Origin of the sequence: Zoogloea oleivorans (genome assembly GCF_008107625.1) — a bacterium.
In the GTDB taxonomy this organism is placed as follows: Bacteria; Pseudomonadota; Gammaproteobacteria; order Burkholderiales; family Rhodocyclaceae; genus Zoogloea; species Zoogloea oleivorans.
Genome location: NZ_SDKK01000007.1, coordinates 160,500 through 173,111 on the forward strand (window position 1 = coordinate 160,500; position 12,612 = coordinate 173,111).

Below are 12,612 nucleotides of genomic sequence, written 5' to 3' on the forward strand. Positions count from 1 at the left end.
CTGTGCGTGGATCTGCTCATCACCGACGCCACCCTGGCCGAGCATCAGGCGGCCCGCCAACTGCTCACCCGTGCGCGGCGGCGGAAGATCCACCCGAAGACCCTGGGTGCCGACAAGGGCTACCACGTGAAGGACTTCGTCCAGCATCTGCGGGAGCACAAGATCAAGCCACATATCGCCCGGATCGACGGGCGCAAGACACCGGGGCTCGATGGACGGACAAGCTGCACAGAGGGCTACAAGGTGAGTCAGCGAAAGAGAAAGCGGATAGAGGAAATCTTCGGCTGGCTGAAGACAGTGGGCGGCATGAGAAAGACCCGCTTCATCGGAGAAGCCCGAACCCAGATCGCCGCCTACCTGTCGGCGGCGGCGTACAACCTGCTGCGAATTGCGAAATTGCAGGATGCGGGGAGTGCGGCATGAAGCGGCACCCGGAATTGGGCGAAAGCCCATTCTCCAGCCCATTCGACGGGCATCAAAACGGGATTGGGAATCCAATTCCGGGAATGAAGTCATGAGAAATCAAATAGCGAGGGCCCCGGCTGGGGCGGTTTCTCGGCGTTTTGCATCGACCTGCTAATCCGGCACTCAACCTCGCACCCTTCAGTCTTTGGACCCTGCGCGATAAATCCGCACAGCGCCGGTCATGTCAAACGTTAAACAATCAGATTGCTTAAGGCATGTTGCTATCTCATCGCCCTGTTGCCGAAAAAGACATTCAACTCATTTGCGGCTTTCCGAAAAGCGATGATGAGTTGTTCTTTTTCTTCCCAAAGGCCAGCTTTCCGCTGGCTGCGTCACAGTTGCAGGACGCTATTGCCCAGCGTTCAGACTCGACGGTTGTAGAGCTTGATGGTGAGGTTGTTGCCTTCGCCAATTTTTACCGCTGGGAAGCGGGCGGCAGTTGCTCGATTGGAAATGTCATCGTGTCCCCGCGGGCCCGAGGGCGTGGCGTTGGCCGTTATCTTGTGGAGCAAATGACTCAGCTTGCTTTCTCGAAACATCTGGCCACCGAGGTCAGGGTGTCCTGCTTCAATCAAAACCTTGCGGGCCTGCTGCTTTATCCAAAACTCGGGTTTCAGCCATATGCCATCGAGGAGCGGCAAAACAGAAAAGGCGAACGGCTTGCGCTGATTCACATGCGCTTGCGGCGAAGTGCAACTGAACCCTGTCGCCCGGCGTCACAATAATCCTTCAGCACATTCATTTGAAAGTCAGCCTTCGTGTCCGAAACCGCTCCCCACTATCTGGTTATGACTGTCGGAACGACCGGCGACATACATCCGTTCATGCGTATTGCGAGTGCATTGCAGATGCTCGGTCGGAAGGTAACTTTCGTAACCCATTCCTACTATGAGAAGGTCGTTCGTGATGCCGGGCTGCCGTTTGTTGGAATTGGAACAGACGAAGAGTTCCTTCACGTCCTCAGGAATCCAGATATATGGGACCCCAAGAAAGGTTTCTCGGCGCTTTTGGCCAACTACAGCGATGGTCTGAAACAGGTGCTGGAAACCATCGAATCCATTTCGGCGCAGGCTCCGCATGTTGTGATCGCCCATCCGTTCGCCGTCCCGGGCGCCATCATCGCCCGTGAGCGTGGCTTGGTGAAAGCGGTGGTTGCCGCGTATCTTGCGCCATCGAATCTGCGGAGCTGCCACGATCCGCTGACCATCGGCGATACGTCGGTGCCGCGCTGGGTGCCGATGAGTTGGCGACGCGCGCTGTGGCGCTTCGTGGAAAAGGGCTGGATTGACCCGGTGGCCGTGACTCAGCTCAACGCTGTTCGAACACCGCTGGGTTTGCCGGAGGTTGGTTCTTTTCTGACGCACATCATGGAGGCGCCCGATCTCTCGGTCACCCTCTTTCCTTCCTGGTTCGCGCCTGTCGTACCAGACTGGCCACGCCCCTTGATTGAAGGCGACTTTCAATTGTTTGAGGCGGCCGCACAAGACGGCTTCACGGAAGCGCTGTCCGCCTTTCTGGCGGCAGGCGAGAAGCCCCTTGTGTTCACGCCAGGCACCGGCAATTTCCATGCTGCCGACTTCTTTGCTTGCGCCCTCTCCGCCATCAATCGACTCGGGCGGCGTGCCATCTTTCTGACCAGGGAGCGCGCACAAATTCCGGCGAACCTCCCGGAGTCGGTGCTGTGGCAAGCGTATGTGCCGCTGTCCGCCCTCCTTCCGCACGCCGCAGTGCTTGTCCATCATGGCGGCATCGGCACGACCGCCGAGGCGCTTCGCGCCGGCATTCCTCAACTCGTTGTGCCGTTCGCCTGGGATCAATTCGACAATGGGGCCCGCATTGCGTCACTCGGCGTCGGCATGGTCATTCCTGCGAAGCGGCTACGGCCACGCAAGCTGGCGCGAAGTCTGCACACCCTTTACCGCTCTGAAACTGTTCGTGCCCAGTGCTCGCTACTTGCGTCACGCTTCACCCCTCCTCATGACCCAATCGCCCTGTGCAGAGAGGTCGAGCGCCTTGTGTAGGCAGCACAATCACTGCATGTCGGTTGCGTCGGCGTGAGGGCGAGGTAGGTGCACCGCGCCAGCATTGATGACCGGCTTCACCGCCATCAAGGAACTGCTTACACAGGGTGGGGTATATATTCCACCTGACCCTTGGGGAATCCTTGAATGAAAACACCCACCCAAACCCTCCGCGTCGTGTTCGCACTGAGCATGCTCGCGTGCTCCGTCATCCTGGTGCTCTTCGTGCGCGGCCGGGCGGCATGGACGCCGGAGTTCTGGCTGCAGCTCGCGGCGGCGTCCGTTGTCATCAGTGCGGCAATCTGCTTCGTGGCGTTTCGCCAGGGGAAGATGCGCCTTGTGGCTGTTCCGCTGTGGCCCTTTGTGCGTCTCTTTGTGCGCCAGCTGGCGATTGTCTACGCGGTTTCGGCGGTGGCCATCTCGGGGGTCGCGCTGGCCGTCATCTATGCGATCACGCGTTCGGGGCCCAACGCGCTGGCACTGGCCGTGCTCGCCGGGCTGTGGTTGTCGCTGTGGCTCGCGCCCGGTATCGCGTCCTTCACCACCTGGCGCAAGCTGCGCGTCGCGAAAGTCAATGACGCCTGAGGATCACCCGTTGCAGCGGGTGAAGAAACCGATGAACGTGGGGAGCGTCGGCGGTTCCCGCTCCGCGCAACCGGCCTCGGGCTGCACGGGGCCGGCACGCAGGGACAGGGGCAACACGCCGGCCCAGACCGGAATGGCCATATCCTCCACGGAATCTTCCACGCCCCAGTTGCGGATCTTGGCCACCGCTTCATCGAGGGCGATGCGCAGCAAGCGCGTCCCCGCCAGCTCGGCCCGGGACGGCGGCCGGACCTGGGCCGAACGGCCCGGGCTGGCATGTTCGACAAAAGCCTTGAACGCAGCCGCCTTGGCATCCGGATCGTCTTCCGCCTCGAAACGGCCGTAAATCACCACCGAGCGGTAGTTCATGGAATGGTGGAAGGCCGAACGGGCCAGCACCAGGCCGTCCAGATGGGTGATGCTCACGGCGCATTCGTCCTCCAGCAAGGTCTGGGTCAGACGCGAATTGTTGGCTCCGTGAATGTAGAGAAAGTCCCCGTCACGCCAGCAGGCGGTAGGCAGGCAGTGCACGCTGCCGCCCTGGTTGAAGGCGATCTGGCAGACCAGCGCCTGATCGATGATGGCCCGGATCGTGGCGGGGTCGTGATGGGCCCGCTGGGGTTTGCGCCGGACTTCGGTACGGGGGCTGGGGGACTGCTGGGACATGACAGGCTCCTTGAAAAGTGGATGCCAGCATAGCCTTGCCGTGGCACCATCCATGGAACCACCAGACACCCCTTTCATGGAGCCAGATGTCCCTCGATCTCGTTCTCGGTTCCCTCGACGATTCCGCGGAATCCGGCGAGCCACGCCAGCTTCGTCTGTACCGGCAACTCAAGGCGGCCATTCTGGACGGACGCCTGACGCCGGGTGTCCGCCTGCCTGCAACCCGGCAACTGGCTGCGGATTACCGCATGGCCCGCAACTGCGTGCTCTTCGCCTATCAGTTGTTGCTGGCCGAAGGCTTCGTTGAAGCCGACCGGGGCGGCACCCGGGTGACCACCCTGCCGCTGGGCAAGACAGCATCCACGCCGGGCTCGCCCGCCAGCGGCAGCGCCTTGCTGTCCCGCCGGGCCCGCGAGCTGCCTGCGCTCATCCGCGGCGAATCGCTGCTGCCTTTCGCCCCCGGCGTACCCGACCTGAACGCCTTTCCCTGGAGCGCCTGGGCGCGTTGCCTGCAGAAGGCCTGGGGCGAGGTCAGTGCCCGCCAGCTGGCCTATGCCGAGCCAGGCGGCGAGCCCGAACTGCGCCGGGCCGTGGCCAGCTTCCTGTCGGCGCGACGCGGCGTCGCCTGCGCGCCAGAGCAGGTTTTCATCGTTGCCGGCGGACAAATGGCCCTCGACGCCTGCGCGCGCCTGCTGGCCGACAGCGGCGACACGGTCTGGCTGGAGAACCCCTGCTACCCGGCAGCCCGCAACACCATGCTGGCCGCCGGCCTGAAAACCGTGGATGTCCCCGTGGACCGGGACGGCATGGCCCCTGCCACCACCTTGTGGAAAGAGGCTCCGCCCCGCCTGCTCTACGTGACCCCATCGCACCAGTACCCCCTGGGCAGCGTGCTGAGCCTGGAACGGCGCCTGGCCTTCCTGCACGGTCTGCAGCAAAGCGGCGGCTGGCTGATCGAGGACGACTACGACAGCGACTTCAATCACGCCCAGCCCGGCGCCCGGCCGCTGCCCGCCATCCAGGGCCTGCGCCCGGAGGCGCCAGTGATCTACGTCGGCACCTTCAGCAAGCTGCTCTACCCGGGCCTGCGCATTGCCTACATGGTGGTGCCCCGCTGGGCCGTGGCCGACCTGGGCGACGCCGTCCGCAGTCTTTACCGGGGCGGACAGGCCGTTGAACAACGGGCCCTGGCCCGTTTCCTGGAGAGCGGGCAGCTGATGCGTCATCTTCGCCGCATGGGGCCGATCTACCGAGAGCGTCAGCAGGCGCTGCGTAACGCACTGCACGCCCATTTCGGCGCCGACTGCCCGATTCTCGGCGGACAGGCCGGCTTGCACCTCGTACTGCGCCTGCCCGACAGCCTCCCCGACTCGGCCATGACCGAAGCCGCCCGGGAAAACGGCATCGCCGTTCGCCCTCTCAGCATCTACCACGCCGGCCGGACCGGCACCAATGGTCTGCTGCTTGGCTACGGCATTGCCGAGAGCCAGCGCATACCGGAGTTGGTCCGCCGGCTGCGACTGGCGGCCGACGGGCTGGCTGCCTCCCGCTGACAGCAGGCATCAAGCGGGAGACATTTCAGCGGATTCCGCCCGGCGTAGTGCCTCGGCCAGCAGCGCCTGGGCATCGGTGCAGCGGGCCGGCGCGGGCGCGATTCCGACTCGGGCCTGAAGACTGAGCGAATGGCCGTCGATGCGCAGGGGCCGACTGACCACTTCGGCGAGCATGGCCGACAGATGCTGCAGACCCGCCTGTGAAGCCGGCTCCAGCGGACAGACGCCAGCCCAGGCCAGCGTTTCCGGGCGGAAGTCGGCGATCAGTACGGCAAAACCTTCCCCGTGACGCGCCACGCCGTTGCAGTCGCTGTGCACTACTCGCAAGCGCTTGCCGGTTTCCACCATGACCCGCTCGGCCATCGCCGGGCCGTGCTCGGCGGCGATCCCGCTCAAGGGCTCGATGGCCAGATGAAACAGCGCGAAGGGATAGCCGGCAATCGCCGAATGGGCGACGAGGTGCTGCAGGCGGTCGAGAAACAAGCTGAAGCCCAGCAATCCGGCGGCGTTGTCGAAGAACAGGCGGCGGCGGGCTTCCTCCTGCGCGCCGCGGCTGCTGCTGACATCGGTGATGAAGCCTTCCAGGCCGAGGAATTCGCCGCGGCTGGAGTGAATGCCGCGCCCCTGCTCCCACACCCAGCGAATCTGCCCGTCGCGGTCGATGAGGCGGTAGCTGAGTTCGTAACGCTCGCGCCGGGTGAGGCGCATCTGCACGTAATTCCACACAAAATCCCGGTCTTCCGGGTGGATCAGGTCGGCAAAGCTGGCTGACTGGTTGTCCACCAGTTCCAGCGGCGTGTAGCCGGTCAGCTCGAAGCAGCCCTCGCTGACGAACTCCATGGTCCAGTGCTTGTCGTTCTGGCCCCGGTAGATCATGCCCGGCAGGTTGTCGAGCATGGTGTGCAGGCTGCGCCGCTGGGCGCGCAGAGCTTCCTCGCTGCGCCGGCGCTGGTCGATGTCGAGCAGCATGCCGACGACGCCAGTCTCGCCGCCGCCCGCCATGTCCAGCGGCCAGGCACGCAACTCAACCCAGCGCGGGCCGGGGCTGCGCGCCGCCAGGGTGCGTACTTCAAGGCACAGACTGTCCCGCTCGCCGGCCTGCAACTGGCGCAATCCCTTGGTGAGAGCCACCCGGTCTTCCAGATGAAAAAGGGGCAGAAAGGGCACGAACAGGCTGTCGGCCACGGCCCGGCCGGTGGCTTTTTCCCACTGGGGGTTGAGCCAGGTGAGGAGCAACTGGCTGTCGAGGGCGAACAGGATCTCGCCGGCGAAGTGCCCCATCCGGTTGCCCCATTGACGGTCGGGGCCGGCTTCCGGGAGTTCGTCCGGGGCGCCAAACTGAAGCAGCGCCACCGGTGAGCGGTCGCCGCGAAACAGGCTGAGGCGGGCCAGCCAGGGCACGCCGTCGGCACGCAGCAGGGTGATCACGCCGGCATCGCCGGAAGCCGTCTCGGCTGCCAGCAGTGCCGCCAGACGCCGGTGGTGCTTGGGATGCACGATGTTGTCGAGGGGCATGCCGATCACTTCGTCGCCCCGTGCCTCCAGCCCGAGGGTCTTGAGCAGCGCCAGGTTGGCATTGGTGATGCGCCCTTGCGCCACCAGCAGCGCGGGCAGGCCGCTGTGCAGGGCGAAGTGGGTCAGCGGCTGGTGATGGGCCGCATCGCCGCGAGGAAGTGCCGTGATGTGCCCACGGCCGCTGAAGCGCAGCACCGTCCAGGCCAGGCCGGGCAGCAGGGGCAGCGCCCAGATGGCTGGCGATGGCGGGCCGGCATCGGCCAGCACGATGGCCGACAGGGTGGTGAGCAGCAGGGTGGCGACAAAATAAAGGGTCATGGAATTCCGCGGAAGATGGCTGGCGCCGGGCCGGCCGCGCCTGCCTTCAAGCAGGAATCACTCCACGGCGTGCGCCCCAGGCCATCGACACGAGTTTCATCAGAGGCGCGGAAGTTGCTCTTTGGTAACGTCGCACTGCTGCCCGGTGCATTCTGAACGGCCCTCTCCGGTGCTTGACCGCTACCCCCTCCTGTCCCGCTTGAGCCTGATGCTGGCCTGCCTCGCCAGCCTCAGCGCGGCCCTGTTCGTCAGCGCCGGCGTGGCGGCGCGCCTGGAAAGCCTGGCCCTGGCCCAGCCCGACGGTGACGCCGCAGCCCGCCTCGCCGGGGTCGGGCTGATCCAGGTGGTGCTGATGTTTCTGTTCGTGGCCGGTTGCGGGCTGATCCTGCGCACGGCCTGGAAAGTGCTGGCTGTACGCACCGATCTCGCGCTGGCCCGGGTGGCCGCGCACACCGCTGGTGCGGTGGCGGCGCCTGCCGGAGGCATCGACGAGATCGACCGTCTGGTGCGCAGCCTGGATTCGGTGGCGGCCCAGCTGGCCGGACGGCTGGCCGACGGAGAACGCCTGTCCCGCCACGCCCGGGAACAGGAACGCTTTGCCGCCCGCTCGCTGGAATTCATCTACCGGGCCTGCGCCAATCTGGCCGAAAACAGTGCCAGCGCTCCCTGGCTGACCACCTTGCTGGAGGACATGGCCGATTGCCTGCAGGCCCACTGCTGCTCGCTGGCCCTGCTTGATCCGGTGGCCGAAGGGCTGGGCGTGCCGGCCGTGCTGGGCGCCCCACGTCTGGCCCGCCTGCTCGACGAGTTCGACGCCGACGAGCTGGCGCGCAGTGGTGGCCTGCGCCGCTCGGTGGCCGGCCCGGACGGGGAGATCGTCGAACTGGCAGTGCCGGTGCGCGACGCCGACAACATCTACGGCGTGCTGATCGTCGAGGCCCGCGGCGACTTCCTCTTCGAAAGCCGTCACCGCCGGCTGGTGGACGCGGTGGCCGGCCTGTTCGCCCTGTCCCTCGGCAACCTGCAGCGCAATCAGCGCCGCCGCCGGCTGGCCCTGATGGACGAGCGCAGCGCCATTGCCGGTGAACTCCACGACTCCCTGGCCCAGGCCCTGTCCTACATGAAGCTGCAGATCGCCCGCCTGCAACTGGAAATCGGCCGCAGTTGCAGCGCCTGTGCGCCGGGCGGCACCGTGCTCGACATCTCCGGCGAGATCAAGACCGGCCTCGACAGTGCCTACCGCCATCTGCGCGAACTGCTCTCGGCGTTTCGCACCAGCATGCCCCCCGGCGGGCTGCAGCAGGCCCTGCGCGAAGTGGTGGAGGAACTATCGGCCCGGGCCGGCACCGAGATCGGCCTGGACTACCGACTGGGCGACGTGCCCCTGTCGGCCAACGAAGAATTCCACCTGCTGCAGATCGTCCGCGAAGCCCTCACCAACGTGGTTCGCCACGCCCGCGCCGACCACGCCCTGATCCGCCTGGAGCGGGACGAGGACGGCGAGGTGCTGGTGCTGGTGGAGGACGATGGCCGCGGCATCCAGCCCGACAACGGTGGCGAAGGCCACCACGGCGTGTCGATCATGCACGAGCGGGCCCGCCAGCTGGGCGGCAGTCTGACGCTCGACGAAGGCGCCGGCGGCGCCGGCACCTGCGTCGAGGTGCGCTTCCGGCCCCGCTCGGCCCCCGGCTGAACCGAATTGACGATTAAAGGAAACACACCCATGGAACACATGACGACAAGCCCGGCACCGGGCCGGGACGGTACCCCGATCCGCCTCGTGGTGGTGGACGACCATGCCCTCTTCCGCAAGGGCATCGGCCAGTTGCTGTCCATGTACGGCGACATCCACGTGGTGGCCGAGGCCACCTCCGGCGCCGAAGGCATCGAGGCGGTGCTGACTCACCGCCCCGACGTGGCCCTGGTGGACCTGCACATGAAGGGCCTCGACGGCATCTCGGTGATCCGGGCCCTGCAAAGCGCCGGCTCCACCACCCGGCTGGTCATGCTGACCGTGTCCGACTCCAGCTTCGACGTGATGGAAGCCCTCAAGGCCGGGGCCAGCGGCTACCTGCTCAAGGACATGGAACCGGACGATTTCTGCCTCAAGCTGCGCCAGGTGGCCGCCGGTGGCACCGTGCTGTCGGCCGAAGTCGGTGGCCTCCTCGCCAAACCCCAGCCCCCCAGCCGGGAAAGCATCAACGAAGGCTGGGTCTCCCTCACCGCCCGCGAGCAGGAGACCCTGGAACTGGTCTCCAAGGGCGCCTCCAACAAGATCGTGGCCCGCTCCCTCGGCATCGCCGAAAGCACGGTGAAGGTGCATGTGAAGCACGTGCTGCAGAAACTCAACCTGCGCAACCGCTTCGAAGCGGCAGTGTGGCTGCGGGAACTGCGGGAAGAGGAACGGGGCGCCTGAGCAAGCCAATCCGGCAGTGCCGCCCCCGCCCTCTCCCCGAAGTAGTACCAGAGTAGTATTTCCCCGCGCCGCGCCGGCTGGCTTAATGGACTCAACCCCCAAACCCTTTCAGAAAAGGAGTTTCAGATGAGTTCATGGAGACTTTCAGTCCTCGCCGACCGCCATCGCGCCCTGGGTTCCGGTCTTGAAGACTGGAACGGCATGGGCACCGCGTGGACCTATTCCACCGACCTGGCCGACGAGCACGCGGCGATCCGCACCAAGGCCGGCCTGATGGATGTGTCGGGCCTCAAGAAGATGCACATCATTGGCCCCCACGCCGAGGCCCTGATCAACTTCGCCACCACCCGCAACGTCAGCAAGCTCTACCCGGGCAAGTCGGTGTATGCGTGCATGCTCAACGAGGCCGGCAAGTTCATCGACGACTGCGTGATCTACCGCAACGGGCCCAACGCCTTCATGGTGGTGCATGGCTCCGGCGCCGGCCACGAAATCCTGACCCGCGGCGCGGTGGGCCGCAACGTGGTGGTGCTGTTCGACGACGACCTGCACGACCTGTCCCTGCAGGGGCCGGTGGCGGTGGATTTTCTCGCCAAACACGTGCCCGGCATCCGTGACCTGCCCTACTTCCACCACATGCAGACGACCCTCTTCGGTCGCCCGGTGATGCTGTCGCGCACCGGCTACACCGGCGAACGCGGCTACGAGATCTTCTGCAAGGGGGCCGACGCGCCCCTGATCTGGGACACCATCGTCGCCGAGGGCAAGGAGATGGGCATCATGCCCTGCTCCTTCACCGCCCTGGACTGGCTGCGGGTCGAGAGCTACCTGCTGTTCTACCCCTACGACAACTCCGACATGTACCCGATGGCAGGCCAGCCGATCGGCGACAGCCTGTGGGAACTGGGCCTGGACTTCACCGTATCGCCGGGCAAGAAGGATTTTCGCGGCGCTGCCGAGCACTACCGCCTGCAGGGCCAGGAGCGCTTCAAGATCTTCGGCGTGGAACTGGCGACGAAGGACGCGGCACTGGGCGGTGATGCCCTCTACGACGGCGATACGAAAGTCGGCTTCGTGACCTGCGGCATGTACTCGCGCCTGACCGAGCGCTCGATGGCCATCGCCCGCATCGACCCGGCCTACGCGGTGGCCGGACGCAAGCTGACACTGCGCGGTGCCAGCCTGAACTGTGCGGCCACCACCCACACCCTGCCCTTCGACGATCCGGACAAGGTCAAGCGCACGGCCAAAGGCTAAGTGCAGCGAGTAAAAGGAAAACAGCCCATGAGCACCCCCACCCGCCGCTACACCCTGTCCCTGTCCTGCCCGGACAGAGTCGGCATCGTTGCCGCCGTCAGCGCCTTTCTGGCCCACAACAAGGGCTGGATCACCGAGGCCAATCACCACGCCGACGCCGACAGCCAGCGCTTCTTCATGCGCCAGGAAATCCTCGCCGACTCCCTGCCCTTCGGCATCGAAGCCCTGCGCGACAAGTTCGCCCCCATCGCCGCCGAGTTCAAGATGGACTGGCGCATCTCCGACAGCGCCCGCAAAAAACGCGTCGTCATCCTCGTCTCCAAGCAGGAACACTGCCTCTACGACCTGCTCTCCCGCTGGCACGCCGACGAGCTCAACATGGACGTGCCCTGCGTCATCTCCAACCACGAAACCTTCCGCGGCTTCGTCGAGTGGCACGGCATCCCCTTCCACCACGTCCCCGTCACCCCCGACAACAAGCCCGCCGCCTACGCCAAGGTCGCCGAGCTGTTCCGCGAGGCCGAGGGCGACGTGATGGTGCTGGCCCGCTACATGCAAATCCTGTCCCCCGAGCTGTGCGAGAACTACCCGGGCCAGATCATCAACATCCACCACAGCTTTCTGCCCAGCTTCGTCGGCGCCAAGCCCTATCACCAGGCCCATGTGCGCGGCGTCAAGCTGATCGGCGCCACCTGCCACTACGTGACCTCCGAGCTCGACCAGGGACCCATCGTCGAGCAGGACGTCATCCGTATCGATCACTCCGACTCCCCGGACGATCTGGTCCGCTACGGCAAGGACATCGAAAAGGCCGTCCTCGCCCGCGGCCTGCGCTATCACCTCGAAGACCGGGTGATCGTGCATGGCAACAAGACGGTGGTGTTCCGATGAGCGCGCAGATCATCGACGGCAAGGCGCTCTCGAAGCGCCTGCGCGAAGGCTTCAAACAGCGTGTCGGCAAGCTCGTGGAACAGGGCCTGCAGCCCGGACTCGCCGTCATCCTCGTCGGCGACAACCCGGCTTCCCGCGTCTATGTCGGCAACAAGGTCAAGGCCTGCGAGGAGTGCGGCGTGCGCTCCTTCCACATCGCCCTGCCCGACGATGCCGCCGAGGCCGAAGTCCTCGCCACCATCGCCCGCCTCAATGCCGACCCGGCCGTGCACGGCATCCTGATCCAGCTGCCGCTGCCGCCCCACATCGACAACCGCAACGTGCTCGAGGCCATCTCGGTGCACAAGGATGTGGATGGATTTCACCTCTACAACGTCGGTGGCCTCGTCGTCGGCAACACCATCTTTCCGCCCTGTACGCCCTACGGCGTGCAACTCCTGCTCGACACCACCGGCACCGACGTGGCCGGCAAGAACGTGGTCGTCGTCGGGGCCAGCAACATCGTCGGCAAGCCGATGGCCCTGATGCTGCTGCAACGTGAGGCCACGGTGACCATCTGCCACGCCAAAACCCGCGACCTGGCCCAGCACACCATCCTCGCCGACATCCTCATCGTCGCCGCCGGCAAGCCCGGGCTGATCGTCTCGCAGATGGTCAAGCAGGGCGCCATCGTCATCGATGTGGGCATCAACCGTTTGCCCGACGGCAAGATCGTCGGCGACGTGGATTTCGAGGGCGTCAAGGAAAAAGCCAGCTGGATCACTCCGGTGCCCGGCGGCGTCGGGCCGATGACCGTCACCATGCTCATCGAAAACACCCTGCGCTCCGCCGAGCGGGCCTTGCGTCTGCGCCAGGCCGACGACTACCAGGACTGGGAGGCGCCGGTGGTTCATCCGGCACCACACTGACCCTCAAACTGTATTGA

The 12,612-nt window shown here is 65.4% G+C and carries 12 protein-coding genes; 10 read left to right on the forward strand and 2 right to left on the reverse strand.

Annotated elements, in window-relative coordinates; all coding sequences use genetic code 11:
* From ETQ85_RS09080 to ETQ85_RS09095, 4 genes are all read left to right on the forward strand, one after another.
* Positions 1–423: transposase (locus ETQ85_RS09080; RefSeq protein ID WP_148578809.1), on the forward strand; the 423-nt coding region annotated here is incomplete at its 5' end.
* 257 nt (positions 424–680) lie between these two features.
* Positions 681–1,190, forward strand: a complete 510-nt coding sequence (locus tag ETQ85_RS09085) for a GNAT family N-acetyltransferase (RefSeq protein ID WP_148578722.1) — start codon at positions 681–683, stop codon at positions 1,188–1,190.
* Positions 1,191–1,223: 33 nt separating this feature from the next.
* Complete coding sequence (locus tag ETQ85_RS09090; protein WP_148578723.1) at positions 1,224–2,486, forward strand: glycosyltransferase; 1,263 nt, start codon at positions 1,224–1,226, stop codon at positions 2,484–2,486.
* A 147-nt stretch (positions 2,487–2,633) separates the two neighbouring features.
* A complete protein-coding gene (locus ETQ85_RS09095; RefSeq protein ID WP_148578724.1) occupies positions 2,634–3,071 on the forward strand; it encodes a hypothetical protein in 438 nt (145 codons plus the stop codon).
* A 3-nt stretch (positions 3,072–3,074) separates the two neighbouring features.
* On the opposite strand, the gene ETQ85_RS09100 is transcribed toward ETQ85_RS09095, so the two are convergent.
* The gene (locus ETQ85_RS09100; RefSeq protein WP_148578725.1) at positions 3,075–3,737 is read right to left on the reverse strand and encodes a pyridoxamine 5'-phosphate oxidase family protein; all 663 of its coding nucleotides are present in this window, start codon (positions 3,735–3,737) and stop codon (positions 3,075–3,077) included.
* An 86-nt stretch (positions 3,738–3,823) separates the two neighbouring features.
* Here ETQ85_RS09100 and pdxR point away from each other — a divergent pair, with 86 nt between their 5' ends.
* The gene (pdxR, locus tag ETQ85_RS09105) at positions 3,824–5,290 is read left to right on the forward strand and encodes a MocR-like pyridoxine biosynthesis transcription factor PdxR (RefSeq protein ID WP_148578726.1); all 1,467 of its coding nucleotides are present in this window, start codon (positions 3,824–3,826) and stop codon (positions 5,288–5,290) included.
* Between the two features lie 9 nt (positions 5,291–5,299).
* Here pdxR and ETQ85_RS09110 read toward each other — a convergent pair whose 3' ends face one another.
* A complete protein-coding gene (locus tag ETQ85_RS09110) occupies positions 5,300–7,123 on the reverse strand; it encodes a sensor domain-containing diguanylate cyclase (RefSeq protein WP_148578727.1) in 1,824 nt (607 codons plus the stop codon).
* 169 nt (positions 7,124–7,292) lie between these two features.
* Between ETQ85_RS09110 and ETQ85_RS09115 the strand changes: the two genes are divergently transcribed.
* From ETQ85_RS09115 to folD, 5 genes are all read left to right on the forward strand, one after another.
* Positions 7,293–8,816, forward strand: a complete 1,524-nt coding sequence (locus ETQ85_RS09115) for an ATP-binding protein (RefSeq protein WP_148578728.1) — start codon at positions 7,293–7,295, stop codon at positions 8,814–8,816.
* A gap of 30 nt (positions 8,817–8,846) precedes the next feature.
* The gene (locus ETQ85_RS09120; protein WP_246128707.1) at positions 8,847–9,539 is read left to right on the forward strand and encodes a response regulator; all 693 of its coding nucleotides are present in this window, start codon (positions 8,847–8,849) and stop codon (positions 9,537–9,539) included.
* 126 nt (positions 9,540–9,665) lie between these two features.
* On the forward strand, positions 9,666–10,796 hold the full coding sequence (locus ETQ85_RS09125; protein ID WP_148578729.1) for an aminomethyl transferase family protein: 1,131 nt from the start codon (positions 9,666–9,668) through the stop codon (positions 10,794–10,796).
* 27 nt (positions 10,797–10,823) lie between these two features.
* Positions 10,824–11,687, forward strand: coding sequence for a formyltetrahydrofolate deformylase (purU, locus tag ETQ85_RS09130; RefSeq protein ID WP_148578730.1), 864 nt, complete (start codon positions 10,824–10,826; stop codon positions 11,685–11,687).
* Positions 11,684–12,595, forward strand: a complete 912-nt coding sequence (gene folD / locus ETQ85_RS09135; protein ID WP_148578731.1) for a bifunctional methylenetetrahydrofolate dehydrogenase/methenyltetrahydrofolate cyclohydrolase FolD — start codon at positions 11,684–11,686, stop codon at positions 12,593–12,595. The genes purU and folD overlap by 4 nt, the downstream gene beginning before the upstream one ends.
* Positions 12,596–12,612: the final 17 nt, after the last annotated feature.

Excerpts from the sequence above, each read along its gene's own strand:
- ETQ85_RS09125 (WP_148578729.1), top strand. The coding sequence starts at position 9,666 with ATGAGTTCATGGAGACTTTCAGTCCTCGCCGACCGCCATCGCGCCCTG.
- pdxR (WP_148578726.1), top strand. The coding sequence starts at position 3,824 with ATGTCCCTCGATCTCGTTCTCGGTTCCCTCGACGATTCCGCGGAATCC.
- folD (WP_148578731.1), top strand. The coding sequence starts at position 11,684 with ATGAGCGCGCAGATCATCGACGGCAAGGCGCTCTCGAAGCGCCTGCGC.
- ETQ85_RS09085 (WP_148578722.1), top strand. The coding sequence starts at position 681 with ATGTTGCTATCTCATCGCCCTGTTGCCGAAAAAGACATTCAACTCATT.
- ETQ85_RS09110 (WP_148578727.1), bottom strand. The coding sequence starts at position 7,123 with ATGACCCTTTATTTTGTCGCCACCCTGCTGCTCACCACCCTGTCGGCC.
- ETQ85_RS09095 (WP_148578724.1), top strand. The coding sequence starts at position 2,634 with ATGAAAACACCCACCCAAACCCTCCGCGTCGTGTTCGCACTGAGCATG.
- ETQ85_RS09100 (WP_148578725.1), bottom strand. The coding sequence starts at position 3,737 with ATGTCCCAGCAGTCCCCCAGCCCCCGTACCGAAGTCCGGCGCAAACCC.
- purU (WP_148578730.1), top strand. The coding sequence starts at position 10,824 with ATGAGCACCCCCACCCGCCGCTACACCCTGTCCCTGTCCTGCCCGGAC.
- ETQ85_RS09120 (WP_246128707.1), top strand. The coding sequence starts at position 8,847 with ATGGAACACATGACGACAAGCCCGGCACCGGGCCGGGACGGTACCCCG.